Genomic DNA, 24,635 nt, shown 5'->3' on the forward strand with positions numbered 1-24,635 from the left:
GCACGCGCGGCCGGCGGACCGCTCTAGCCTTCAGCCCGCGCGACCTCGGGCTCGAGCCGGGCGACTTGGACCTTGTCGGACAGGCGGATGATCCCCACCCAGGCAAGCACGCGGATGACCTGATACGCCGGGTCGATCTCGAACCATCGCACCGCGAAGTTCGGGCTCATCGCGTACTTGTGGTGGTTGTTCTGGAAGAGCTCGCCGAGCGTCACGAAGTCGAGGACCAGCGTGTTGCGGGAGTCGTCGTCGCTGTTGAAGTTGCGGTAGCCGTAGCGGTGGCCGCACCAGTTCACGATCGCCCCGTGCAGCGGGCCCATGGTCCAGTGGAGCGGGAGGAACAGGAACTGCCACCAGTGCGAGGCGAAGGCCACGTAGAAGAGCACGTAGCCGGTGCCCCACGCGAGCCGGCCGATCCACGCATTGCCGATGCGATCGAGCGCGGGCCACTCGGGGTAGCCGCCGAGGAAGCGCGGCTCCACGTCGGCCGTGCCGTCGTAGATCGCGTCGTAGCGGTGCGCGGTGTCCAGCATCATCCGGACGACATTCGAGTAGTACCGCGGCGAGTGCGGATCCTTCGGCGTGTCGCTGTACGCGTGGTGCATGCGGTGCAAGATCGCGTAAACCCAGGGCACGAGGTACGACGAGCCCTGCGTGAGGTACGTGAGGAAGTGGAAAATCCGCTCCCATGGCTTCGACATCGTGAACATCCGATGCGAGGCGTACCGGTGCAGGAAGAAGGTCTGGAAAAAGACCGAGAGCGTAGAGTGGGCGATGAGAACGATCGCGATCTCCATGTTCGCGTCCTAACCCGGTGACGCGCGGCAGGGGGTCAGCTCACGGTCACGATTCCGTAACGGGCGCCGGGTCCGCGCGGCCTCGGGTCGCTCTATCTTCGCGAGATTCCCCGTGATTCTCTGTGATTGTCCGTGATTGATCGAGTCCGTTCATGGTAACAGCGGTGTCGTGAAGGCCGTGATCATCGGGGCGGGCCGGGGCAGCCGGCTGCGCCATCTGACCGAAGAGCTGCCGAAGACGCTGGTCCCGATCCTTGGGCGCCCGATGCTCGACGGCATCCTCGAGGCGCTCGCCGCGGGCGGCTTCCGGCGGTCGGATATCGTGTTCGTCTGCGGCTACAAGGCCGACGTCATCCGGGCCGCCTACCCGGATCTGACGTACGTCGAGAACCGCGACTGGGAGCAGAACAACATCCTTCTCTCGCTCCTCTGCGCGCGCGAGCACCTCGAGGGCGGCTTCGTCTCGACGTACGCCGACATCGTTTACCGGCCCGAGATCGTCGCGGGGCTGGTCGGCTCTCCGCACGACATCGCGCTCGCCTGCGACACGGACTGGCGGCGCCGCTACGTGGGCCGCTCGCAGCACCCCGAGACCGACGCCGAGAAGCTCCGCGCCGGCGGCGCCGGGGGGGATCGCGTCCTCCAGATCTCGCGCCGCATTCCTCCGGAGTCCGCGACCGGCGAGTTCATCGGGGTGATGAAGCTCTCGGCGCGGGGCGCCGGGCAGTTCCTGGCCGCCTTCGACGCCGCGCGCGACGCCTTCTCGGAGCGGCCGGAGTTCCGCGAGGGCCGCACGTTCCAGCGGGCCTACCTCATCGATCTGCTCCAGCACATGATCGAGTCCGGCGCCGACCTCCACAAGCTCGACACCCACGGCGGCTACATGGAGATCGACACCCTGGAAGACGCGTCGATGGCCGACGCGTGGTGGCGCGGCGCGCCCTGAAGCTCTGATCTGTTCTAGAACGCGTCGGCGAAGGTCGCGCCCTGGGCGAGGAGGCCGGGGAGACCGCCGGTGTGCAGGAACAGCACCCGCTTGCCCGAGAGCTCGCCTCGCTCGGCCAGATCCCAGAGCCCGGAGAACGCCTTGCCCGTGTACACGGGGTCGAGGACGAGACCCGACAGCCGCGCCACCTGGAGGATCCGCGCTCGCTGCTCCGGCGTGGACACCCCGTAGGCAGGGCCCTTCGCCGAGTCGTCGATCACGAGGTGGGCGGGCGAGCCGAGGCGCGGATCGAGCGCGCGCGCGTCGTCCATGATCCCGACCACGATCCGCGCGAACGTCGCCCTGTCCTCGCAGACCGCCATCGAGCGCACCTCGCCGGCGACCTCGTAGCGGGCCGCGCCGAGCGCCGTGCCCGCCGCCGTCCCGCCCGAGCCGCACGCGTGCACGATGACGTCGAACGGCTTGCCCCCCGCGAGGCCGAGATCGAGCTGCTTCCGGATCTCCTCCATCGCGCGCACGTAGCCGAGCGCGCCGAGGCCGTTCGAGCCGCCCTCGGGGATCACGTACGGCCGGCCGCCCGCCGCGCGGATCTCGGCGGCCGCCTCGGCCATCAGGGCGCCGCGGTCCCTGTACGCCTCGGGCGAGATCAGCCGGATCTCCGCGCCGGCGAGCCGGTCGAGCAGCACGTTGCCCTCGAGCGGCGCGGCCGCCGTCGGATCGCTCGTGCGCAGGAACAGCACCGAGCGCAGGCCGAGCGAGGCGCTCACCAGCGCGGTCGCGCGCGCGTGGTTCGACTGGAGGCCGCCGCAGGTGATCACGCAGCCTGCGCGCTCCTCCCGCGCGGCGGCGAGCAGGTACTCGAGCTTGCGGATCTTGTTGCCGGCCTCCGCGCCCGCCGTCATGTCGTCGCGCTTCACGTAGAGGTCGACGCCGAGCGCCTCGGCGAGCCGCTGCGGGCGCTGGATCGGTGTCGGAAGGTGGCTCAGCGCGAGTCGTTTGCGCATCGTTTCTCCCTCTGTCTGCCAGGGGCGCCCGCTGCTGCGCGCGGGCGGGCGGCCCTCGCAACCGCCCTCTAGCACCCTGGGCGGCCCTCGTCTGCTGTGTCCCGCGCGAGCTCGACCGAGGGCCCGGCGCGCCCTGGCCAGCTCAGTGGATCACGCCCAGCTTGAGCGTGAGCAGGTACTGATCGGGGAGCTCGGCGCCCGCGGCGTCGTCGAAGGCGCCGCCCGGGAACAGGACCCCGGCCTCGGTGCCGAACTGGAGGGTGACGAGCCTGCCCATCGCGATGCGCGCGTCGACGCCGAGGTCCAGCTCGACGCCGAGATCGCGGCGGCGGCTGTCGCCGCCGTCGTAGTTGGCCAGGCTGCCGCCCGCCCGCGGGGCGCCGTAAGGATCGACCAGATCCGAGGTCGCCTCGGCGATGACCGCGCCCGCCTTGAGGTCGAGCCAGCGCGCCGGCCGCACGAGGATGCGCGGGTTCACGTAGGCGGCGCCGGGCACGCCGCCCTTGGACGGCAGCGACCTGATGCCCGGCTCGGGGGACGCTGCGAAGAGCTCCCGCTCGGCGATCGTGGCGGCGCGCGCGGTCTTCCAGGCGAGGACCTCGTCGAACAGGAGGAGCCCAACGTTGTGGCTCGGGTCGAAGGTGAAGCGCCGCGAGACGCCGTCCGTCGGGTCGTCGTCGCCCGAGGCGTAGCCGGCCTCGATCTCGGTGACGACGCGCCCCCACCGCCCGGCTGGCCGCCCCCCGCGGCCCGCGACGTGCACCGCGCCGAGCGTCGCCGCGCCGCCGACCGAGCGCACCACCACGGGCGAGCGCCCGAACCCGCGGCCGGAAGGCGGCGGGGGCCCGCTCGGGGCGAACGACGCCGACCCGAGGATCACCGCGGCCTCGAGCTCGCCGTAGATGTGGGCGCCGCCGCCCGGCACCGGCGCGTTGAATTTGCCAGCCACGTCGAGGATGCCGGCCGTGAGCACCTCGTTGAACCGGGCCGCGCTCGTCTTCGCGCGGCGCTCGCGCGCCTGCCGCCGCATGGCGCCGTAGATCCCGATCTCGCCGTGCCGCTCTCGCCAGAGCGCGGACACGACCGCCTGGACGGCGCGATCGCCCTCGCCTTCGTCCTGCCCCTCGACGTCGTTTCCGAGCAGGTCGGCCGCGTTGTCCTCGAACACGAGGTCGGCCGCGACGGTCACGTGGAGCGGCCCGCCCTTCCCCATCGGCGTGGCCGCGAAGAGGACGCGTTCCATGAGCGATCCGCGCTCGTAGTCGCCGAAGACGCTCGCGCGCTCGCCGTCGTTGACGACGAGCCCCATCCCCCAGTGCGCGCTCTGCTGGCCCACCCGGACGACGCCGAGCGCCCACGGCAGCTCCAGGTAGAGGGTGCGCGGGTGCACCTCGTACCACGCGAGGGCGGCGCGCGCGTCGCGCACCTGCTCGACGTCACGCGTGGTGTCCCCGGCGATGAGCCCCCGGACGACGTCGATCTGCGCCACGATCGAGGCCTTGTCCTTGAAGTGGAAGCGCGGAGAGAGGCGCAGCCAGTGGGCGATGTACTGGCTCTGCCCGAGCGTCGCCGCGCCCGGAGCCGACAGGGGCGGCGCCCGGAGCGGCAGATCGCTCATGGCGCGGTAGCGGAGCTGGTACTCGCCCTGCAGCGAGAACGTCGACCGGGTGGGATCCGGCGGGGGCGGCGGCTTGCGGCCGGTGTCGAGCACGAGCCGCTCCTCGAAGTCGTCGACGGCCGGAGCGGCCGGAGCGGCCGAAGCGGCCGGCGCGGCCGGCGCGGCTGGCGGAGAGCCTTGCCCGGAGCTCGCTCCTTCGACGGGCTGAACGGCGCTCGGCGAGCCGTGCCCGGCGCTCACTCCTTCGACGGGCTGAGCGCCGCTCGGCGAGGCGAGCGCGACAGCAAACGCAAGGGGGGCGAGGGGGACAAAGGTGAAGCGCATCGGAAGCAAGCAGCCGCTCACCAGCGCCCGGCCGGGAACGCGCGCCCGAAGGATAGGCGGATCGATCCCCGCGGGGCACTGGATTCTTCCGCCAACGGCGAGCAGCTGGCTTTTCGCGGGGCATCCGCCGCTCTAGCGTGCGCCTTCGTGACCCTTTCCACGCCGAGCGCCGCCGCTGGTTCTCCTTCTTCGCCGCCTTCGTCACCTCCGTCAGATCCGTCAGATCCGTCACGTCCGTTGCTCCTCGGCCGATCGCTCTCGCTCGCGGATCTCGAGCAGGTCGCGCGGCGCGGTCGTCCGGTGGCGATCTGCGCCGAGGCGCGCGAGCGGGCGGCGGCCTCGCGCCGGGCGATCGACGCGATCGCGGCGGCGGGCGACGCTGCGCCGGCGGTGTACGGGATCAACACCGGCTTCGGCGCGCTCGCGGAGACGCGCATCGCGGATCACGACATCCGGGCGCTCCAGCGCAACCTCGTGCGGAGCCACGCCTGCGGGGTCGGGCCGGAGCTCGGCGAGGCCGAGGTGCGCGCCATGATCATCCTGCGCGCCCAGGTGATCGCGCTGGGGCACTCGGGGGTGCGCACGGAGGTGCTCGATCTGCTCGCCGCCCTGCTCGAGCGCCGCGTGAGCCCGCGCATCCCGGCGCAGGGGTCGGTCGGCGCGTCGGGCGATCTGGCGCCGCTCGCGCACCTCGCGCTGACGCTCATCGGCGAGGGCGAAGCGCGCTTCGAGGGGCAGCTCCTGCCGAGCGCGGTGGCGCTCGCGAAGGCCGGCCTCGCGCCGATCGAGCTCGCGGCGAAGGAGGGGCTCGCGCTGATCAACGGGACCCAGTACATGACCGCGCTCGGCGCGCTGGCGCTGCGGGACGCGGCCGCGCTCTGCACGGTCGCGGACATCGCCGGCGCGGTGAGCCTCGAGGCGCTGATGGGCTCGAAGCGCCCGTTCGACGAGCGGCTGATGCGCGTCCGCCCGCACCCGGGCCAGGCCGGCACGGCCGGCAACCTGCGCGCGCTGCTCGGGGGCAGCGAGATCATGCAGAGCCACGCGGACTGCCCCAGGGTGCAGGACGCCTACTCGCTCCGCTGCATGCCCCAGGTCCACGGCGCGACGCGCGACGCGGTCGCCTGGGCCGCGGAGGTGCTGACCCGCGAGGTCAACAGCGTCACGGACAACCCCACGGTGTTCCTCGGGGATGGGGCGGATGGCGGCGCCGAGCTGATCTCGGGCGGCAACTTCCACGGGCAGCCGGTCGCGCTCGCCCTGGATCTCGCCGCGATGGCGGCGGCGGAGCTCGCGAACATCAGCGAGCGGCGGGTCGAGCAGCTGGTCAACCCCGCGCTCTCGACAGGGCTCACGCCGTTCCTGGCGCCGCACAGCGGGCTGCACTCGGGGTTCATGATCGCCCAGGTGGCGAGCGCCTCGCTGGTGAGCGAGAACAAGGTGCTCTGCCACCCGGCGAGCGTCGACTCCATCCCGTCGAGCGCCGGCCGCGAGGACCACGTGAGCATGGGCAGCATCAGCGCCCGAAAGCTCGCGCAGGTGATCGAGAACGTCCGGAGCTCGCTGGCGATCGAGCTCATCACGGCGGCCCAGGGCGTGGACCAGCGGCTCCCGCTCCGCCCCAGCGCGGGCGTCGCCGCCGCCCACGCCGCCATCCGCCGCGTGGTGCCCGGGCTCACCGAGGACCGCCCCCTCTACCGCGACATCGCGGCGGCCGCGGAGCTCATCCAGAGCGGTGCGCTCATCGCCGCCGTCGAGGAGGCGGTGGGGCCGCTCAACTGATTATTTCTGTTACTAAAGTTACATCCGAGACGATTTAGAGGAAATCTTACGCTAGATAAGGGAATGCGATCGGTCCATCGCGAGGCGAGTTGCTGTACATTGGCTCAGTGCCGATTCCGGTCAGCGTCCCGCCGTTTCCCTTCGATGCCGTGCGGGATCTGCTCGGGGTGGTGCGGACGATCTACGCGGCGGCGAAGGAGGGGGGGTCGTCGCGGGAGGAGCTCGCTCGCATCGCGCAGGTGGGCAAGGAGCTGAGCCGGGCGCTGGATCTGGCCGGGTCGCCCCAGCAGGGGGCGTCGGGGCTGTCGGCGGCGTGGAAAGTGGCGGACAGGGCGATGCTCCAGGTGAACGACCTGGTGGATCCGCTCACACCGGCGGCGCCGCTCCTGATGGCGGCACGGAGCCGGGTGACCGGGAGCCGGCTGACCCTGAGGAGCAAGCCGCAGGGGCGGTAGGCGGCTGGGGAGGCGGTGGCCGCGGGGCGGTGGCCGCCGGGAGTTGGGGGGGCGACGGGAGGCCGCTGGGGGGCGATAGGCCGCTAGGGGCCGCCTTCGAGAAGGATCAACCCCCCGAAGCGCGATTCTCCGATCGGTGCGGAGAACTGCCGTCTTGCCAGGAGCGGGAGAGGGACAGTGTCGGCCAGCGTCCTTCGGTGGCCTACTGTAGGGCTGGAATCGTCAGCTGCGACCGAAGAACCTGCGGCCACGCGACCGCTCGGCGTCGCGCCGGATGCCCTGCATCACCACGCGGATGAGCTCACGGTTGTAGGCGCGCCTGTCGTGGCGCTTGTGCTCGGGCAGCTTGACGCCCAGAGCGTGCGCGAGACGTTCTACGTTCTCTACCTTCGCCTCACGCAAACAGTCGATGTCCAGATCCATGGAGTGGCGCTCCCATTACTCGAATCCACTCGGCTTGTCGAGCCCAGAGGACACGAGCGTGGCCGCGCGCCGCGTCCCATCGGGTTCCCGCCGGACCATGGCAAGCTCCCATCAGACCGTGACGGGCATGCGGCGTCCCGGGCACGTCAGCGCCACGAGGCGCGCCCGCTCGGCGCGTCGCACGTAGGAGGTAGCCCCGCCCGGACTCGAACCGGGACGCCCGCGAGGGCCGCGGATTTTAAATCCACCGCGTCTGCCATTTCGCCACGGGGCCAAGTAGTTGATATTAGTTCTATTTTTCGTCTAGTCGTCCCACCACCGCCCTTATCCGTGCCGTTTCCCGTGCCTTTTCCCCCGAGCTCGGGGATCGCCTCGGCGAGGGAAGCTAGCTCGCCGAGGCCCAGCTCTGCAAACGTCCTGGCCGCCCGGCGATACCTCTGGATCATGACGGAGCTCCGGTGCCCGGTTCGGTCGGCGACCCAGGTCTCGCTCCGGCCATTCGCGAGGGCGACAGTGATGAAGGTTGAGCGCGTGTCGTGGGCGCGCACCTGCTGACGCTCGTCGGAGTCCTCGAAGAGCTCCGGGCGATCGATGCCAGCAAGCTGGAGGTGAGCTCGGAACCGCTCGGCCGCGTGCTCGACGCTGAAGCGCTCGCCGTCCTCGTTGATGAACAGCGGAGCAGAGGGAGCCGGGTTGCCGCGCAGCGCGAGCCATGCGTGCAGCGCTGGAGCCACGCCGGGGGAGAGCGCCCAAGCGCGCGGGTCATTCGTCTTGTTCTTCTCGAGGCGCAGCGCACCGCGATCGAGGTCAATGTCCTGCACCTGTAGGCGCGCCGCCTCGCTGATGCGGGGGCCCTCGCGGCTCAGGAACCCCCAGAGGACGCGCCAGCACAGCGGTATCGCGGTGCAAGCCAGCAGCCGCGCATCCTCGTCAGGGTAGAGGCACGCCTTCGCCTTCGCAGGGCCGAGTTTCGGGAGGAAGCCGCGGGGCAGCGGGTTCGTCGCGAGGAGACGGCAAGGGAAGACGGCCATTGCCATGAGCCGGTGCAGGAGCTGCGCGATGTGACGGCGAGAAGCGGGCGACATCGCCGGGAGCGCGCGCATGACGCGCTCCGCGTCATCGAGTGTGAAAGCAGCGACGGGGACACGACCGGCGATCGGGTACACGTGGCGGTCGAGCCGGTAGACGTCCTGGTCCACGCTGCGCTTCGTCTTGACGTGATCGGGGTACATGCGCGCGAGCTCGCCCGAGGTCCAGAGCTCGCCGAACTGCTGGAGGGTGACCTGCTTCGGTACCGAGCTGCCGCCAGAGACGACCTTCGCTTGTGTGCCGCCTTTGCAGACGACCTCGACCGCCTCGACGACGTCGCGGAGGGCCCTGCCCTCGCGTACGGCCGCACGCTCCAGCAGCGCGACGATCGCGTCACGCGTGACGTTGCGCGAGGCGCGCAGCCGGGCGGCCAGGTCTGCGATGAGCTCCTTGCGCTGCTCGGCTTGCTCCTCGGTCAGCTTCGGATCGAGGGCGAAGCTCTCGCGGTCGTTGTCGCCGACGAGGACGCGGACGTAGAGTCTTCCCCAGGCGTTGCGGAACAGCGTGCCGGTAGGCGAGCGGGGCATGGCGCCCTTCTTCTACCGCAATCTGCGGTCGCGCTCACGCCTGAGGTGGCCCGCCGGTATGTGGACAGCAGGAGGCCGACGACTTGGAGCATCACCGCCACGCGGCGATCGTGCTCGGGTCGCCCTGCAGTCGCCCTGGTCCATATGCGGTGGGCAGTGGTGAAGGACGCGCCAGCCCGCTTTGGCAGGGACAGGGGCTCGTCAACGAGCGGATCTCGAAGACCGCGTACCGCGTGGTCCGGGCAAAGGCTCGCCCCAACATCTGCACCGCGGAGAGGCCCAGCATGCTCTCGATGGGTACACTAAGCTCCGATGGATCCGGGCTGCCCGGGCCCAGCCGGCTATGCCTATCGCCGCACCCTATGAGCCGCAAGGGGGGTGCGGCGCAGGGCGGGGATGGTAGCCGAGCGGCCACCGCGAGCACCAGCGCTCGCGGCGGGGGATGTCGATGTGGCCCTGATCGTGAACGAGGCGATCGGCAAGCTGCTCAGCGCCTCCGGACCGGAGCCGGCCGGGGCGTGTTCGGATAGCAGCGGGCGAGACGCGCGAGGCGCGGCAAGATGCGGCCGGTCTTTCTGTCCCGCCGACAACGGTGTAGCCTCGGGGGGCACATGCCTGCCCCCACAGATACCCCAATCGACTTCGCCATCCTGACCGCCATCGAGGTCGAGAGGAAGGCGGTCTGCACAGCCTTCAGTCTAACTGAAAAGGATCGGGTCAAGAAGGACGGCCGGGTCTACTGGCGGGGCAAGCTACCTCTCCCGGACGGCGACGCCTATGAGGTGGTGGTCGCCCAGCCGGCAGACATGGGCAACATAGAGGCCGCCCTCCTTGCGTCGGATGTGATCAAGCACTGGCAGCCGAGCGCAGCGCTCCTTGTCGGGATCGCGGCGTCCACGGACAAGGACGTCAAACTCGGCGATGTGGTCGTCGGCCGAACCGTCTACTACTATGAGCATGGGAAGGTCACCCCAGACGGCACCAAGCCGCAACCGGAGATGATCAACGCCGACTCCGTACTCCTGAACCACGTGGTCGCCCTGCCGGACTGGGAGGGGAAGCTGCCGGCTGCTCGACCCGACGGCAGGGCCGACGCGCCGCAGGTCCATCGAGGCGTCATCGCCTCCGGTGAGAAGGTCATCGCCTCCGCCGCTACTCGCGACGAGATTGCTAACAGCCACCGGAAAATCATCGCTCTGGAAATGGAGGGCTACGGCTTCAGCCGGGCCGTCTGGCAAAGCTTTGAGCGGGTCCGGCACCTGGACATTCGGGGCATCTGCGACGACGGGAGCGAGACGAAGGACGACCGCTGGCACAAGTACGCGGCCGCCGCGGCGGCCAGCTTTGCGCGGCACTTCTTGTCGGATCGACCTGTAGAGCCAAGAAGCAAGGCAGCGAACCGCCCTTAGTCAGCCCAGGGGAAGCCTCCGCCCGACCCCTGGGCACACTGGATCAACAGGGCGAAGTCGGTACGTCCGAGGTGGCTCGCGCCGCGAGCATGGTACTCACTGGCATTGGTGAGTCCCTCCTCGCCGCGTTAGGCCAGAAACTTGGCGCCGAGGCCTCGTCGCCCGGCGGGCGTTTTCGTCCCTACGAAGAGTCGCCGTCGCTCGAGCGGCCGGAGGTCGTGGAGCATCTCTCCCGGCGGCAGGCTGTCGTGAGCGCGCTTGCGACGTCCCTCTCGAAGATGACATGGTTGGCCATGTTCGGCCAGATTGGCATCGGCAAGACGCACCTTGCTGCGCTTCTAACCGACGATTATGGACGGTGCAACGCTTGGATTCGACTGAGAGACACAACGGAGGCTAAGGCTATTCTCCGTTTAATGGCTGCGCTCCACCACATCACCGGCGAGGCGGAGGGAACCTCTCTCAACCCAGCGCGAGCCGCTGTCGCCATTGGCAGAGGTGGGCTAATGGTAATCGACGACATTCCCCACTTCAGCGCGCGCTCTACCTTCTGGGAGCATCTCGTTGCGCTTGGCCGAGAGTTCAACGCTGTCGGCGCGAAGATGGTCACGACCAGTAACTACAAGATCCCAGTCACTGCGTGGGAACGTATGGGGGACGGACGGCTCACGGAGTTTCAGTGCCCGCTCTTCATGCCGACCGAGATCGCAGAGGTGATTAAGACATTTGGGGCGCCATCCGAATTTCTCTCAGAGGACATCGTTTCCCTTCTTGCAGCGCTTTCCCATGGACATCCGCTACTCGTTTCAGCACTCGCCAGATACTTGCGCCAGCATTGCTGGACGCTGAAGACAGATGTAATTTCCAGCCTTCTCGCCGGCGATCACTCGACCGACATCGGCCGGGAGGTTCTTGAGCGTTTGATTGAAAGCACTGAGAATGCAGAGTCCCGCGATCTGCTCTATCGCCTAATGCTAACCACGGGATCGTTCGATTTTGAGCATGTGCGCGCAGTGGCGGATGTGCCGAAGCGGATCGATCGACCTCGAGAGAGGTTGGCACCGCTGCTCGACTCTTGGATCCAAGCAGATGGCCGATCTCGATATGTGCTCTCCCCACTACTAACAACACTCCCGGGACCGGATCTTGCGCCCGACACTGAGCGTGCATGCCATCTTGCCCTAGCCGAGTTGATTCGCCGTCAGCCGAGCGTCGGTCCATACGATGTCTCAGACATGGTTCGCCACTACACGGCCGCCGGTGATGCGGGAAAGGCGCTTACAATGCTAGCCTTCGGGCTGAACCATCTCCTCGCCGGAAGTACCGATACACCAGACGGTGGAATGATGGCCTTATGGGCTACACGACCTTTGCCCGAGCAGGCCGACATAGAGCTACGCGTCCATGTTCGAGCATTGCAGGCTGCGGTCGTACTCAAGCGGGGACAGGACGCGGCGCTGCTACTAAAGGATTTGGATTCGTTATCTGGACAGCTAGGCGCCGCCTCATGGGTTCACCTAGCCGTCGCAGCGACAATCCCAACCACGCTCTTCGCCTCAGAACCGAGCCGAGCAGTTGACTACTACATTGCAGGTCTCACCGCAGCCCGAACTTCAGTTGTGCCCGAGGGTGTTTCGCGCGAGATCGAAAAGTTAATGATTCCACTCGCACTAAACGTTCGAACAAGCCAACAAATGCATTATTGGCTTACTGCCATTGACCACATGGATGGCATCCAGCAGGAACGATTATTTACCGACACCAATTTGAGTGACGTCTGTTCCTTGATGATGGAGCGCATCGGGCGACATGAAATGGATAAGCCGGCAGACCAGCAGGACTGGAAGACTGTCGATGCCGCTCTCATGAACGCCGTACATGTCGGCCTGCGCTATGCGGCGAACTCTCTTTGGGTCGAGGCAGTGCGAGCGAGGACTGTCGTTCTTGGAGAATACCTGAAGCAGGTTGACGGGGCGAAAGCCTTGGGCGATGAGGCACTTGCAGGAGTTAGCGACGCACGAAGCCGCTTTCGTCTGAACGAGGCGGTTGGCCGACAGTTGCTGTACGCGGGGCGGTTGACTGAGGCTAGGTTGTACCTGGAGAAGGCCGCAGAGGAGCCTACCATGGCAGAGTCGCCACTGATGATATTGGCGCTCCAGAACGCATCCTGGGCAGCCGGCAAGGATGCCCCGGAGCTTGCGCTAAGGTTCTCAGACCGCGCTGTTAAACTCATCCAGCAAATCGCCGCCGATCAAGAGACCGAAGTGCTGAAGGCCATTGGAGAGCTAGCCGTCGCACGGTGGCTCGCGGGCGAGCGCCAGAGCGCCGTTGAGGCGCTCGAAGAGGGTGCCACGCTGTTCTTCGACCATGAAGATAAATCGCCGGAGTGGCGCCGCGTAGCGCTCCTTTTCGGGCGCGCGGCCCTTTTCATTGCCCGGGGCATCAGCGGTGGCACGGCACCGTCGGGATCTCAGGCGCCTGACACTCCGACAGTCGGCCGAGGGATGTTTCATACGTGGCAACCCGATCCCAATCTGGTTCTCAACGAGCAATATCGTGCGTTAGTCGCGCTACAACTATCTGCAGCTATGGCTGCTATGGATCGCGCACCGGCGGCCGTGCGATGGGCCGAAACTGCACTTCGCTTGGGCAAGGGCACCATTCTGATGCTCGCGCCGTTTACGCACCCGCTTCTTATTGCCAATCGAGTGGAGCTGGACAATTTCGCAGAGGCGCTCCAAATTGCCGCGGAGTTGGCGAGTGCTATGACAAGCAATCCACATGTCGTCAGCACCGTTAGTCGGCAAGATTTTATTGTGTTGTATGGGATGATTCCCATCGCAGCTCGTTTGGTTTTCCTGAGTGCCGCGGATCACGCTAGGGCAGTGAACGCGGCGAAAGCGGCCATTGTAGCGCTCAGGAACGCAGCTACCACCCTCGGGCCAGCAGCCAGCGAAGTTGCAGACTACATCGACGCAACGTTTTTCTCAGCGATGCCCTGGCACAAGCTATTGCAGCAAAAGGCCACTGTACCCGACAAGGAAGGGTTTGTGGCAATCACCCGCTACATATATGCTACCGGCTGCGCTGACATTACGCCGAGTCAGAGCACATCAGTTTGGCTCGCATTTGTGGTCGCGTTAGCGAAGAACATAAGTGGAATTAGGCCAATCTGGGCACACTTCGTCGCGTCAATGGGCGGCTATTGGCGTGCCGTATTTGATCGTGCCAGGTTCCAGTTCTTGTCTCCCGCCCTGACTGCGGCGGATCTCGAAGCAGCAGAGACCCTACCTCTGGAGCGGCGGGCACAAGCGATTCTACGAACCATCGCAATGGGCTTACGTGTAGCGCCGCCCGCCACCGAGGTGCAAGCATGGCTTCGCGGGTAGGCGTTAGCAGGAGGGCGCGAGGTCATGCGGGAATCGGACCCGAAGCAGGGCCTCGCTGCCAGCGCGGTACAGACCGATCTTTGTATGCGTGAGGCACGCCAGTTCGGATCTGCTGTGGCTCCTCGAAGCGGCCAGTTCCAAAGCGCCGCAAATTTATAGCACCGTCATCGCGTTCGATGGCAGTCATTCGGCGCGCTCGATCAATGGGAGGTCCTGTTCCGAACGTGCAGCTTCGCCCAGGCGGTGATCTGCTCCGCTTCCTGGGGGGCGAAGCCCCACCTTGCACGGGGCATCTCGACGAGCTTCCGGCAAGGAGAGAGCTCCGCCCCGAGGCGCCTTCGGATCGTCCGCATGGAGTACCCGGCCCGACGCGCCACCTCTTCGAGCCTGACGAGCTCTGGCTTCGGCCCGAGGCGGGTCCTCTCCCGGAGGACCTCGACCTGTTCGGCGGTGAACACCCGCATTCTGCGGCTCCTCTGCCGAGGGACCGGCTCGAAGAGTTGGCCCCTCGATGGATGTTGACGCTCAGGCTGCCTTATGCTCCGCAGAGCAGGCTCATTGATGATCATCGCGAGCGTGCGCGGTTTGGTGCAGGACTCGCGACGGCCATCGCTCGGTGTCGACGTTCACGATGGTTGCTGCTCGATTTCGCAGGCTGGTTGCTGGCTAGCGCAGTGGTGAGGGACGCCAGTGACGTCGTTGATGGTACGCCATCGCGAGCGCGAGCGCGAGCGCTCCCCGTCACAGCCGCGATGGACGGCCGGCCCATCCCGGGGCTAAAGAGGCCGGAGTGCCTAGGATGATGCGTCAATGGTGCCCGCGCTGGGGGCCGTGCTGGCCGAGACGATCCCCCCGCAGCTCGAGGCGACCCGCGTGGCCTCGGGCGGCCTCCGGCTCTTGGCGCGCTGCCCCGGATGCTCCACGTGGGCGGCCGCGCTCTACCTCGATGCGCCGGGCTTGCGCTGCCGCCGCTGCGCCAGGCTCGTCTCCCCTTCGGACACGGCAACGTCCCGAGAAGCGTGTCTTCGAGCAGTCGCTTGCCTGCCGGACGAGGGCACAGGCCGCGCTCGGCGCCGGGCTGGGCCCGCGGGAGCCTATCCCGCAACAACCGCGGGGCGTACGCTTCTCGACATGGGTGCGCCGTCTCGACGAGCTTCACGAAGCGGACGCCACGGTGAAAGCCGTGCTCGCCGCGCTTGTCAACCGGCTCGTCACCCATTCCGGAGCACTCGGTCAGAAGGCCGGCCTCCCCGCGTCGCCGATCGCCCACACCCGAGTCGCCTTCGAGGTCGCCTTCGAGAGAGAGAGCCGGCAATCTCACGGAACCACGCGCTGAGAAGCGTCCGGAGACCTCGAGCGTGGAAGTGGTCACCTCCACCTGAACCGCACGCTCCGCTGGCGCGCAAGCTCGCGAACCACAGGCGGCCCAGCATGAAGCGCCCAGCATCAGGAGCCGGAAGACCGGCGCTGTCGTGGCTGCCCCCGGTCAGCCATACGCGCCCGCGCGAGGGCGTTGGCAGCACCAAGTGGACCCGCTTTACTTCGGCGGCAGCCTGCCATACTTCGCGCCTCCGGAAGGTGCGCTCGCTCGACCGGCCCGCGGCTGCCGGACCGGTTCAAGGCCGACAGCGGCCAGCACCGCAGCAACCCCCGTCCGCTCGTCCTCCGCCGCGGCTCGGCGCGGTGCCGGGTCACCGGCCAGCGCCTGGAGGTAGGTGATGAACGCCTCGCGCTGGACGAGGCGCAGCTTGCCGAGCCTCGTGACCGGCAGCGGGAAGCCCAGCCTGCGGATCGTGTCGAGGAAGACGCGTGCCGGGATGCCCGTGACCGATTCGACGTTCTTCTGCGAGAGCATCTCCGGCTGCGGCGCTGTAAGCGTGAGCCCGTCCAGCGGGATCGCGAGCGTCGCCGTTGCCGTCGTCGTCGCGGGCGGGGCGTGCCCCCTACGGCGGCCCAAGCCGCCGGCGGGCACCTCCGGGAATGTCGTCTCGACCACGCGCATGCCGTTGTCCGCCCGACGAAGAGCAAGGGGTGCCGGCACACGGGCGAGAACCGCTCGTGTCATGCTGTACCTCCATCCGTGTTGGGTTCACGAGCAATCGTGACTGACGCTGCCGGAAGGAGCACGAAACGGTAATTCTGCGTCGCCGGTAACTCGCCACGGATTACCAGGAGTCCCGCCTGAAATAAATCCCCTGTCGCATCGCGAGGTTGTGTGTTCTTGGAAGCGCCGCTGAGGGGCCGAAAAAGGGGCGTTGCGAAGGGCTCGATTTGGTAATTTCGCGCGCGCCGTCAGCGCCGCACCTGGCGGCGACTCGGCGGGGGGCGCCAAGGTAGGCACGTCGCGCAGAACGCCACCAGCGCCCGCGCGCGTCGAGCCGCTCTGCCAGCAGCAGCAGTTCACCGTGACGCGTCCGTGCTTCCGGTGACGTCGAGCGAGAGGTGGGCGCTTGGCCGCTCCGTCGTTCGCTCACCCGCTCCTCGGGAGCGCGATCGCCAAGGCGCTGCTCCACGGATACGCCTGCCGTCTGCACGGCGCGCTGCACGGCCGCGGGCGCGCCTCTCGGGGCACGCCCGCACCGCAGATCCCGGCAATTTGCCGAGCTCGTGGCGCGGGCTCTATCCTCGTTGCAGCGATCATGCCGAACCTCGCCCTCTCGTTCGCGTCGAAGGAAGCGTCGCTCTCCGTGCGCCGCTTTTCGGTCCAGGAGCGGATGTCATCGCTCTTCGAGGTCTCCGTCCTGGCTGTCTCCGGGCGTGACGATCTCGATCTTGACGGCCTCGTCGGCAAGGCCGCCGCTTTCAAGGTCGAGTCCGGGACTGTGCACCCCCTCTCGCCAGCGCGGGTCTGGGCCGGCCTGTGCGCCGACATGGAGCAGGTGAAGGCCGAGTCGACGGGGCTGTCCACCTACCAGCTGCGCATCGTGCCCTGGCTGTTTCGCACGACGTTGCGGAGCAACAGCCGCATCTTTCAGCACCTCACGATCCCGGAGATCGTGCTCCGCATCCTGGGCGAGTGGGAGATCCAGCCGGCGGTCCTGCTCGGGGCGAAATATCCGACGTACGAGTACCGCGTTCAGTACGGCGAGACCGACTTCGCTTTCCTGAGCCGCTTGCTCGAAGAGGCGGGCATCTCCTACTACTTCGCGCACGACGCGGAGAACGAGGGCGAGGGAACCGCGCTCAGCCGGCTCATCCTGAGCGATGCGCCTCAGAACGACGAAGCCCGCCGAGGGCCTCCGATCCCTTACGCCGACAACCCGAACGAGGCCGCCAGGCGCGAGTTCGTGACCGAGGTGGTCGTACGCCACGAGGTTCGGCCCGCTCGTGTCACCCTCCGCGATGTCGACTTCCGGACCCGGCCTGATGTGCGGCTCGTCGCCGACGCCGAGATGGGCGCCGGCGACGAGCTACGCTACGAACAGTTTCCTGCCCATCCGGCGGCGTTCGTCGTCGAGGGGGGCAAGGGCGGCGAATCGCCGGTCGCGGACGACCGAGGTATCGCGCGGGTCGATCTCGCGGAGGCGAAGGCGCTGGCGGCGAGGAGCCTGGAGCGCGAGCGGAGCGGCCGGCGGTCCGTCCGGTTCCGCACGAACGTGCTCGACCTCGCTCCCGGCACCGTCTTCTCGATAACGCATCATCCGCGCGAAGAGCTCGCGCGTGACCGGGGGTTGCTCGTCGTTGCCTCGACCTTCGAGGGCGATCACGACGGCGAATGGACCACGCGAGGCGATGCGGTGTTCACGAGCGAGCCGTACCGGCCTGCGTCGCAGACGGCGAAGCCATGTGTCGCCGGCGTGCAGAGCGCGATCGTGGTCGGTCCTCCGGGCGAAGAGATCCACACCGACGAGTTCGGTCGTGTGCGCGTGCAGTTCCCCTGGGACCGCGAGGGTCGCTCCGACGACACGAGTTCGTGCTGGATACGCGTGAGTCAGGGATGGGCTGGCGGCGGGTATGGGATGATGGTGATCCCCCGCGTTGGCCAGGAGGTCTTGGTCGAGTTCTGCCATGGCGATCCCGATCGGCCGGTGATCGTAGGGCGCCTCTATAACAGCACGATGCGCGTGCCCTATTCGCTGCCCGCCGAGAAAACCAAGAGCGGCTGGAAAAGCGCCTCGTCCCCCGGTCCGGACGGGTACAACGAGCTCTCGTTCGATGACGCCAAGGGGCGCGAGGTCCTCCACCTCCACGCGCAGCGCGACTATACCGAGGTGATCCGGCGCGATCAGCGCTCGACCGTGCTTGGGAACCGCTCGGCCAGCGTGACTGACGGCGACGCGGTGACCGTCGGGGGCAGCCAGAGCACGAGCATCGGGAAGAGCCACAGCCAGACGATCGGCGAACACCAGACGAGCACCGTTGGCAAAGGCCGCACATCGATCGTCGGGACATCGGATGCGCTCGATGCCGGCGAGAGCCAGAGCGTCACGGTCGGCGGCGGCGTCGGGTACACCATTACCAAGGATCAAACCGTCCACATCACGAACGGCGTCGCGTCGATCCGGATCACGCCTTCCGGCATCTTCATCGATGCGCAGGGTGACCTCGAGATCTCGGCAGGTGGCGTGCTCAAGCTCTCCGGCAAGGAGGTGCAGATCGACGGCACGCCGAACGTGTTCATCAACAGCACGGGGGCGAAGGCGCCTTCGGTGGCCACGATCGGCGAGGCCAGGGAGCCGGGACGTCCCGGCAGCAGCGCGCCAGCCGGCAAGGGCGAAGGCAACAGCGGGGCGCAGGGGCCGCGAGGATGAGGCGCACCGTGCCGCGCCTCGCCCGGCACGGTGCAGCGGCGCGGCGGTTGCGCAGGTAGCGCCTTGACGCCGGAACGGGCGCGGTGCTTTCAAAGCGAGCGCCGCGCGCTCAGCGCGGCGCTTCATACCAGCGACGCCAGCGGGGAGCCCGAGACATGCCGCGTTACGAGAACTCCGACGTGTCCTTCGACGTACCGCGCGACTGGGAGGACCGCTCGATCGTCGCCTTCGCGGCTTCGCCCGAGCCGGGCCAGGCCTCGACGGCCAGCGTGGTGATGACGCGCGACGCGCTCGCGGCGGGCGAGGATCTCCGTAAGTACGGCGACCGGCAGCTCATGGAGCTGGCCAAGCGGCTCGAAGGGTTCCAGCTGCTCGCGCGGCACGAGCGCGCAGTCGGCGACCGGCCAGGACTGGAGCTGCGCTTCGCGTGGCGCGGCCAGAGCGGGCCGCTCGAGCAGCGGCTCCTGTTCGTGGCAGGGCGCCGGCCGACGGTGCTGAGCTTCACGGCGACACTTCCGAGGGACGAGGTCGAACGGCTCGACCCGATGTTCGACCGAATTTTCGCGAGCGTCAGGATCGCGGGCTCGCCCGAGGGCTGACGTCTCGCCTTACCCGTCGAGATCCCTGCGGAAGCGAGTGCCATCAAGGAGGCCCATGGCTGAGCAGAGGCCAGCTCACAGCCTGCCGCCCTGGATCTCCTCCAACGAGGCGATCCTGCCGAGCGCGAACGCCTTGAGGGCAACCCGGCTGCTTTCGGCTTGGTCCTGCCTGAGGTGCGCCTCCGCGACGAGGCGCACGCGCAGCCTGGGCAGCATCGGCAGCCAGGGCGCGAGGCGCTTCGGCAGGTACACCGGCAGCGCATCCTGTCCGCCCGCCCCGAGCAGCGCGCGGATCCAGGTGTCGCCCAGCACGGTGCGGGTCTGGTACCGCCGCTGCTCGAGCAGGAGCCGCTCCGCCTGTGTCTCGATGCGCGCGGCGGCCAGCGGACGGCTTGGCAGCGGAAGGCGCTCCTTGATCTGCTGCGTCAAGCTGACGGCCGCGCCGGTCGCTCCCTCGGGGTAGGGCGAGCTCAGGAGCTCGCTGGCCAGGTCCACCGCCTCCTTCAGGCTCCTGTCCGCGCCCGCGAGCGGGGCGACCACGGCGAGAGTCGCCTTGAGCGCCTCGATCTCGTCGAAGACGAACCGGAGCTCGCCCTCCACGAGCACGAGCGGCGGCGTGAAGCGGCCCTTTTCGCTGATGGAGGCAAGGATGGCTTGCGGCACGCCGCTCGGCTCGATCCGTGTGCCGTGGGTGAGCAGGCCGGCGAGGTGGTGGTGATCTTTGGGAGAACCCGCATCGCCAGCCGGCAGGTCGTGGCGCGGATCGAGCGCCTCGAAGTCGAGATCGAGGATCACGTCGCTCCACGAAGCGCGGATGCGCGGAAGCGCCTTCGCCTCGAACCAGAGGAGCTCGACGATCTCGGCGGGCGGCTCGGTCGAGGGCTTCCGTGCCGGCGGCGGCGACCGCAGCTCGGACGCGGCGATCTCCGCATGGCGCGCCAGAACCGGTGTCGCGTTGCGGCCCGTGCGCTCGACAACCTCGGCGAGCTGCCCGACCGTGAGCGCCGGCATCGTGACGCGCCTGGTCCACGGGCTCGCGTCCTCCGGGGCCGGAGCGAGGGCGTCGCGCGTCGGTACAGGCGGCGGAGACGGAGGCAGCGGCTCGGTCAAGCAGGCCGCCAAGGTTGCCGTCGGGAGCGCGAGCGGCAGAGGCAGCGGCGCCATGACCGCGATCGGTACCGCGTGGATCTCAGGGGCGACAGGCTCGTGGAACGCCGGCGTTGGCGTCAACCGGCTCACGCGCGGAGCGCCATTCGGCCCGCGCTCCGCCGCCGCCCACGGCAGTACCGGCGCCTGGGAGAGCAGTTCGAGGCTGACCGGCTCGATCTCCTCGGTCTGCGCGACCTGTGCGACCGGCGGCGGGTCGCGATGACCGGACTCAGGGGGCATGACCGGCTCGATTTAACAGGAAGCTTGCCTTGCGGACGAGGGGGTCAGGTGCCGACTTGGGGCCAGCGCTTTTGTGGTGACACCATCGCGCCCTATCGGCGTTTATTCTCACCCGCTGCGCTGCGGGCTCGCGGAACGCTGCCGGCGCTCCGCCCCCTGACTCCGACAGGTTCCCCTTGACGCACAAGCTCATCAGTGGGCATGGCGCGGTGCGCTGGCCCAGCGGGGCGGATGACCGTGCTGACCTGGACCGGCATCGTGCGCTGCAAGCAGGCAGGGGACCCGAATGGAGCGCCGTGACGATCGGCTCGAAGAGAGCGGCCGCTGCCACAAATACCGCCTGGTGAAGCTCATTGCCGAGGGCGGAATGGGGCGCGTCTACGAGGCGGTGGACGAGTACCTCGACCGGACCGTCGCGCTCAAGGTCGTCCGGCCAGAACGGATGAGCGACGCCGACTTCCTCCGCGGGCACCGCAAGGAAGCGCGCGTGCTCGCCGACCTCAACCACCCGAACATCGTGCGCCTCTACGACGCGGGGGTCACCAACGACGGTGTCATGTACATCGCAATGGAGCACGTCGACGGCGTCTCGCTGCGCCAGATGCTCCACGCGATGCGCCGGTTCGATGTGCGCACCGCGCTCTCGATCGCAATCCAGGTGATGGACGCGATCCGGGTGGCGCACGAGGGCGGCATCGTGCACCGCGACCTCAAGCCCGAGAACGTTCTCGTCATGCAGAGCGGCCTGGTCAAGGTCGTCGACTTCGGCCTGGCGCGGCGAGTCGGAGGCCCTGCGTCGAGCGACGTGTTCTCGGACCTCGGCACGGTGCACTACATGTCGCCCGAGCAGGCGCTCCGGCGGCCGGTCGGGCGTCCCGCGGACATCTACGCTGCTGGGTTGATCCTGTACGAGATGCTCGCCGGCAAGCACGCGTTCGCCGAAAAAACTGGTGAGCTACCGCCGCGGAACGAGGTCTGGGCGAACCAGGTGCACGCCGTGCCGGCGCCGCTCGCCGAGGCGATCCCTGAGATCGCCCCGAGGCGCTTGAGCGATTTCGTGGCGCGCATGCTGGCAAAGTCCCCGGACGAGCGGCCCAGCGCGAACGAGGCATTCGACGCGCTCACGAGGGAGTTCGACGGCTCCTCTGCGCAGGCTCCGCAGGCCGAGGGATCCCTCGTGCTTGACCCGAAGGGGCGCGCCTCGATCCCGTTGCTGCGCCTGATCCCGGCGGCGGAGGCCGTCCACCTCGCGACGGCGCCGCTAGACGCAGGGTACCGGCCGCCCGGGGCAGTGCTCCCGTTCCGGCCGCCAGCCCGGTCCTCCGCGGAGCGGCCCGGGCCGGAGCCGCTCACGGCGGGCGCGGCTGCGAGCGGAGCAGCGCCGGATGCCGGGGCGGCTCGGGGCTCGCGCTGGCTCACGACGGAGCGGATGCCGTCCGCGCCGCCGAGACTGCCGGGGACGGCGCCGAGCAAGCCGCCTGGCGATGGGCCCCCGGTGCCACTCACGTCGGGGCCGACGTCGCCGTTGCCTGCTGCGAAGAGCGAGGTCGCGCCGATCGAGATGGCCACCGCTGCATCGGCGAGATGGAGCGAGGCCGCACTAGGCGGCGAGGCAGTGGGCAGATCGTCGGACGCCGTAGCGCCAGTGATCGAGGCGACGCCGGCCGTGCTGCCTGTGCAACCCGTGCGCGAGGCCGCGCCGGAAGGCAGGCGTTCGTCGCCGTGGGAGTACGGCACAGCGGATGCGCCGAGCCAGGCGGCGGCCGAGACGCGGCGTAAGCGTCGTATCGGTCTCGTGACGGGCGCGTGCGCGCTGTCTTGCACGCTCGCTGCGTTGTGGATCGTCCCTCGACGGACACCATCGGTAGAAGCGTCGCACGATGGCGCCATGGTCTCCCCTTCAGGCATCGAGGATGCACCGCCATCGCTGATAGGCTCGCATGCGTCGAGCGGCGCGCCGTCGTCGGTGGGCTCACCTGCGCCGGTCGACGGAGCGCACCGCCCAGCGCCCCAGCCGGCTCCCGCGGTTCCGGAGCCCGCCGCGCCACGGCCGGTGGCGCTCGACGCGGCTCCTCGCGCCACCACATCATCACTGGCCGCGCCGGCGGTGCTGCGCGGCGCCGGTCCGGCTGCTGCCCCTCCTTCCGCGGCGCAGGCAGGGACAACGCCGCGCAGCGCCGCATCGAAGGTGAAGCCGACGAAGGCGCCGAGCGCGGCGAGGGCGCCACAGACGAACGATACGTGGGCGGAAGAAGAGGAGAAGCTCATGAGGGAGAAGCCTCATTTCAAGCCGGCGCCGCGTATCTCGCCCCCTGCGCCATCAGCGCCGCGCCGCACGCCGACGCCGCGCCGCCCGTTTTAGAGAAGGTCCGACGGAATGAGCGACGAGGATCTGAAGAAGTACCTGCCCACCGAGGAGACGTTCCGCCGCGTCGCGGATCGAGCCGCCTCGGACGAGAACATGAGGCGGGCGCTTGCGCGCGTGAAGGAGGCGCCGCCGGTCGTCGCGGATCGGCTCGGGCCCGCCGCACGCGCCGCGCACGCGCGCCCCGCGGTGCATCGGAAGGAGCCCAGGCGGCCGAGTCGATGGCGTCTCCTCGGGTGGATCGCCGGCGCCGCCGCCGCGGTCACCGCGCCTGCGCTGCTTATCTACTGGCTGTTCGTGCCGCGCGACGCACCGTCCGGCCCCGTCGAGGCCACCGCCACACCGGCACCCGCGGTGCCGCTTCTGTCGTCGAGCGCGCCTGCGCCTGGGGCGCCGCTCGTGTCACCGAGCGCGCCGGCACCAACGCCGGTGACGGAGACTCCCCGCGTGCCTGCCGAGAGCAGCGCCGCGAGCAGCGCCACCGCGGTGACGGTTCCGCCTGCGCTGTCATCCGCTGCGCCAACCCCGAACGGCGCTGCGTCGACGATCGCGCGCCGCGTGCCGGCGCGCGGCGCGAACACCGTTGCAGCACCCAGTGATCCAGGGCAGAGGATGCCGCCGCCGCGGGCGTCCGCGGCGGCGCCGGCGACATCGATGCCAGGGCCCTTCGCGGGGCCGCCGAGGTACTGAACGATGCTTCGAGAGTCCATCGCACGGATCGCGGTCGCCATCACGCTCGTCACGGCCGCGCCGGCGGTCGCGCTGGCAGCGCCGGGAGGCGCGCAGGACGACGTGATGACCGAGAAGGTGCGCGAGCTGCACAAAGAAGGGAACGCGCACTACGCGCGCGGCGACTACGAGCGGGCGCGCGTGGCGTACCTCGCGGCGTGGGCGCTGCAAAGGCGCCTGCAGATCGCGGGCAACCTCGCCGAGGCCGAGATGAAGCTCGGGCGCTTCCGCGACGCGGCCCACCACCTTGCCCACTACCTGCGCGAGGCACCGAAGGAGCAACCGCCGCCGCCCGCGGCGGAGATGAAGGCGGCCGAGGCGCTGTTTGCGGCGGCGAGCGCGCAGGTAGGCACGCTGTCGATTGCGGCCTCCGAGAACGGCGCCGAGATCCTGGTCGACGGCGAGGTGGTGGGGGTCGCGCCGCTTTCGGCTCCGGTGTTCGTGGAGCCCGGAATGCACACGGTGTCGGCGCGGCGCGGCCAACGCTTCGCAACGCGCGATGTGCAAGTCGACAAGGGCGGTGCGGCGTCGGTGGAGGTGGTGCTCGAGGAAGGGAGCCTGAACATGTCGACGACGCCGCCGCGTGCGGAGCCACCGGCCAGCGCAGCGCCGAAGCCGCCGACGAGCACGGCGCCGGAGCGGCCGGCGGGCGGTGCGCGGGTGCCGGTGGTGCCGGTGGTGATCGGCGGAGCGCTCGGGGTGGTGGGCCTCGGCGTGGGCTTGGGATTCACGCTGGCGGCGAACGCGAAGGCAGCGGATGTCGACGGGCCGCTGCGCGTTGGCGACGGCGATCGGTCGGTTTGCTACCGGAGCCAGAGCGCGGCATGCGCGAAGCTCGGCGACGCGGTGGACGATCTGGACGCGTTCACGACCACCGCGGTCGTCGGGTACGTGGTGGGGGGCGCGGCGATCGCAGCGACGGCGGGGTACGTGCTGTGGTCGAGGTCCGCGGGGGACAGCCATGGCAAGGCGCAGGTGATGGCAGCGCCATGGCTTGCGCCCGGAGGCGGAGGGGTCGGCGTAGCGGGGCGCTTCTGAC

18 protein-coding genes, 1 tRNA gene and 1 pseudogene are annotated in these 24,635 nt (G+C 68.9%); 10 read left to right on the forward strand and 10 right to left on the reverse strand.

All coding sequences use genetic code 11. The annotated features are described in order from the left end of the window. Positions 1-23 precede the first annotated feature (23 nt). Positions 24-797, reverse strand: coding sequence for an acyl-CoA desaturase (locus WMF46_RS32355; protein ID WP_437543291.1), 774 nt, complete (start codon positions 795-797; stop codon positions 24-26). Between the two features lie 169 nt (positions 798-966). Here WMF46_RS32355 and WMF46_RS32360 point away from each other — a divergent pair, with 169 nt between their 5' ends. Continuing rightward, complete coding sequence (locus WMF46_RS32360) at positions 967-1,743, forward strand: NTP transferase domain-containing protein (RefSeq protein WP_437980731.1); 777 nt, start codon at positions 967-969, stop codon at positions 1,741-1,743. A 14-nt stretch (positions 1,744-1,757) separates the two neighbouring features. Here WMF46_RS32360 and WMF46_RS32365 read toward each other — a convergent pair whose 3' ends face one another. Both WMF46_RS32365 and WMF46_RS32370 read right to left on the reverse strand, forming a co-directional pair. Beyond that, on the reverse strand, positions 1,758-2,747 hold the full coding sequence (locus WMF46_RS32365) for a D-cysteine desulfhydrase family protein (protein ID WP_437980732.1): 990 nt from the start codon (positions 2,745-2,747) through the stop codon (positions 1,758-1,760). Positions 2,748-2,889: 142 nt separating this feature from the next. Further along, on the reverse strand, positions 2,890-4,689 hold the full coding sequence (locus tag WMF46_RS32370) for a hypothetical protein (RefSeq protein WP_437980733.1): 1,800 nt from the start codon (positions 4,687-4,689) through the stop codon (positions 2,890-2,892). Positions 4,690-4,926: 237 nt separating this feature from the next. Between WMF46_RS32370 and hutH the strand changes: the two genes are divergently transcribed. After that, on the forward strand, positions 4,927-6,471 hold the full coding sequence (hutH, locus tag WMF46_RS32375) for a histidine ammonia-lyase (protein WP_437980734.1): 1,545 nt from the start codon (positions 4,927-4,929) through the stop codon (positions 6,469-6,471). 107 nt (positions 6,472-6,578) lie between these two features. Continuing rightward, a complete protein-coding gene (locus tag WMF46_RS32380; protein WP_231864341.1) occupies positions 6,579-6,926 on the forward strand; it encodes a hypothetical protein in 348 nt (115 codons plus the stop codon). Positions 6,927-7,148: 222 nt separating this feature from the next. Here the strand turns inward: WMF46_RS32380 and WMF46_RS32385 are convergent, their stop codons facing one another. The 3 genes and pseudogenes from WMF46_RS32385 to WMF46_RS32395 all read right to left on the reverse strand — a co-directional run. Further along, positions 7,149-7,349 carry a hypothetical protein gene (locus tag WMF46_RS32385; RefSeq protein WP_272095040.1) on the reverse strand — a complete coding sequence of 67 codons (201 nt, stop codon included), beginning with the start codon at positions 7,347-7,349 and terminating at the stop codon, positions 7,149-7,151. A 191-nt stretch (positions 7,350-7,540) separates the two neighbouring features. Next, positions 7,541-7,623: transfer RNA gene (locus tag WMF46_RS32390), tRNA-Leu, on the reverse strand. Positions 7,624-7,828: 205 nt separating this feature from the next. Further along, positions 7,829-8,965 (reverse strand): annotated as a pseudogene (locus WMF46_RS32395) (tyrosine-type recombinase/integrase); the annotation flags it as partial. A 611-nt stretch (positions 8,966-9,576) separates the two neighbouring features. Between WMF46_RS32395 and WMF46_RS32400 the strand changes: the two are divergent. Next, positions 9,577-10,374, forward strand: a complete 798-nt coding sequence (locus tag WMF46_RS32400) for a phosphorylase family protein (RefSeq protein WP_437980735.1) — start codon at positions 9,577-9,579, stop codon at positions 10,372-10,374. Positions 10,375-10,463: 89 nt separating this feature from the next. After that, positions 10,464-13,763 carry a hypothetical protein gene (locus WMF46_RS32405; RefSeq protein ID WP_437980736.1) on the forward strand — a complete coding sequence of 1,100 codons (3,300 nt, stop codon included), beginning with the start codon at positions 10,464-10,466 and terminating at the stop codon, positions 13,761-13,763. A gap of 200 nt (positions 13,764-13,963) precedes the next feature. On the opposite strand, the gene WMF46_RS32410 is transcribed toward WMF46_RS32405, so the two are convergent. Further along, positions 13,964-14,227, reverse strand: a complete 264-nt coding sequence (locus tag WMF46_RS32410) for a hypothetical protein (protein ID WP_437980737.1) — start codon at positions 14,225-14,227, stop codon at positions 13,964-13,966. 671 nt (positions 14,228-14,898) lie between these two features. On the opposite strand from WMF46_RS32410, the gene WMF46_RS32415 reads away from it, so the two are divergent. Next, on the forward strand, positions 14,899-15,099 hold the full coding sequence (locus WMF46_RS32415; protein WP_437980738.1) for a hypothetical protein: 201 nt from the start codon (positions 14,899-14,901) through the stop codon (positions 15,097-15,099). 201 nt (positions 15,100-15,300) lie between these two features. Here the strand turns inward: WMF46_RS32415 and WMF46_RS32420 are convergent, their stop codons facing one another. Beyond that, positions 15,301-15,765 carry a hypothetical protein gene (locus tag WMF46_RS32420; RefSeq protein ID WP_437980739.1) on the reverse strand — a complete coding sequence of 155 codons (465 nt, stop codon included), beginning with the start codon at positions 15,763-15,765 and terminating at the stop codon, positions 15,301-15,303. Positions 15,766-16,402: 637 nt separating this feature from the next. Between WMF46_RS32420 and WMF46_RS32425 the strand changes: the two genes are divergently transcribed. Both WMF46_RS32425 and WMF46_RS32430 read left to right on the forward strand, forming a co-directional pair. After that, entirely contained in the window at positions 16,403-18,514 is a 2,112-nt protein-coding gene (locus WMF46_RS32425) for a type VI secretion system Vgr family protein (protein ID WP_437980740.1), read from the forward strand. 155 nt (positions 18,515-18,669) lie between these two features. Continuing rightward, entirely contained in the window at positions 18,670-19,113 is a 444-nt protein-coding gene (locus WMF46_RS32430) for a DcrB-related protein (protein ID WP_437980741.1), read from the forward strand. Between the two features lie 75 nt (positions 19,114-19,188). Here the strand turns inward: WMF46_RS32430 and WMF46_RS32435 are convergent, their stop codons facing one another. Next, positions 19,189-20,502 (reverse strand): hypothetical protein, encoded by a 1,314-nt coding sequence (locus WMF46_RS32435; protein ID WP_437980742.1) that lies wholly within the window; start codon positions 20,500-20,502, stop codon positions 19,189-19,191. Between the two features lie 286 nt (positions 20,503-20,788). Between WMF46_RS32435 and WMF46_RS32440 the strand changes: the two genes are divergently transcribed. Next, positions 20,789-22,864: a protein kinase domain-containing protein gene (locus WMF46_RS32440; RefSeq protein WP_437980743.1), complete on the forward strand. Its 2,076-nt coding sequence runs from the start codon at positions 20,789-20,791 to the stop codon at positions 22,862-22,864. 287 nt (positions 22,865-23,151) lie between these two features. Here the strand turns inward: WMF46_RS32440 and WMF46_RS32445 are convergent, their stop codons facing one another. Continuing rightward, positions 23,152-23,577, reverse strand: coding sequence for a hypothetical protein (locus WMF46_RS32445; RefSeq protein ID WP_437980744.1), 426 nt, complete (start codon positions 23,575-23,577; stop codon positions 23,152-23,154). Here WMF46_RS32445 and WMF46_RS32450 point away from each other — a divergent pair. Continuing rightward, positions 23,561-24,634 carry a PEGA domain-containing protein gene (locus tag WMF46_RS32450; protein WP_437980745.1) on the forward strand — a complete coding sequence of 358 codons (1,074 nt, stop codon included), beginning with the start codon at positions 23,561-23,563 and terminating at the stop codon, positions 24,632-24,634. The genes WMF46_RS32445 and WMF46_RS32450 overlap by 17 nt on opposite strands. Position 24,635: the final 1 nt, after the last annotated feature.

Source organism: Sorangium sp. So ce117 (assembly GCF_051524395.1).
Taxonomy (GTDB): Bacteria; Myxococcota_A; Polyangia; order Polyangiales; family Polyangiaceae; genus Sorangium; species Sorangium cellulosum_B.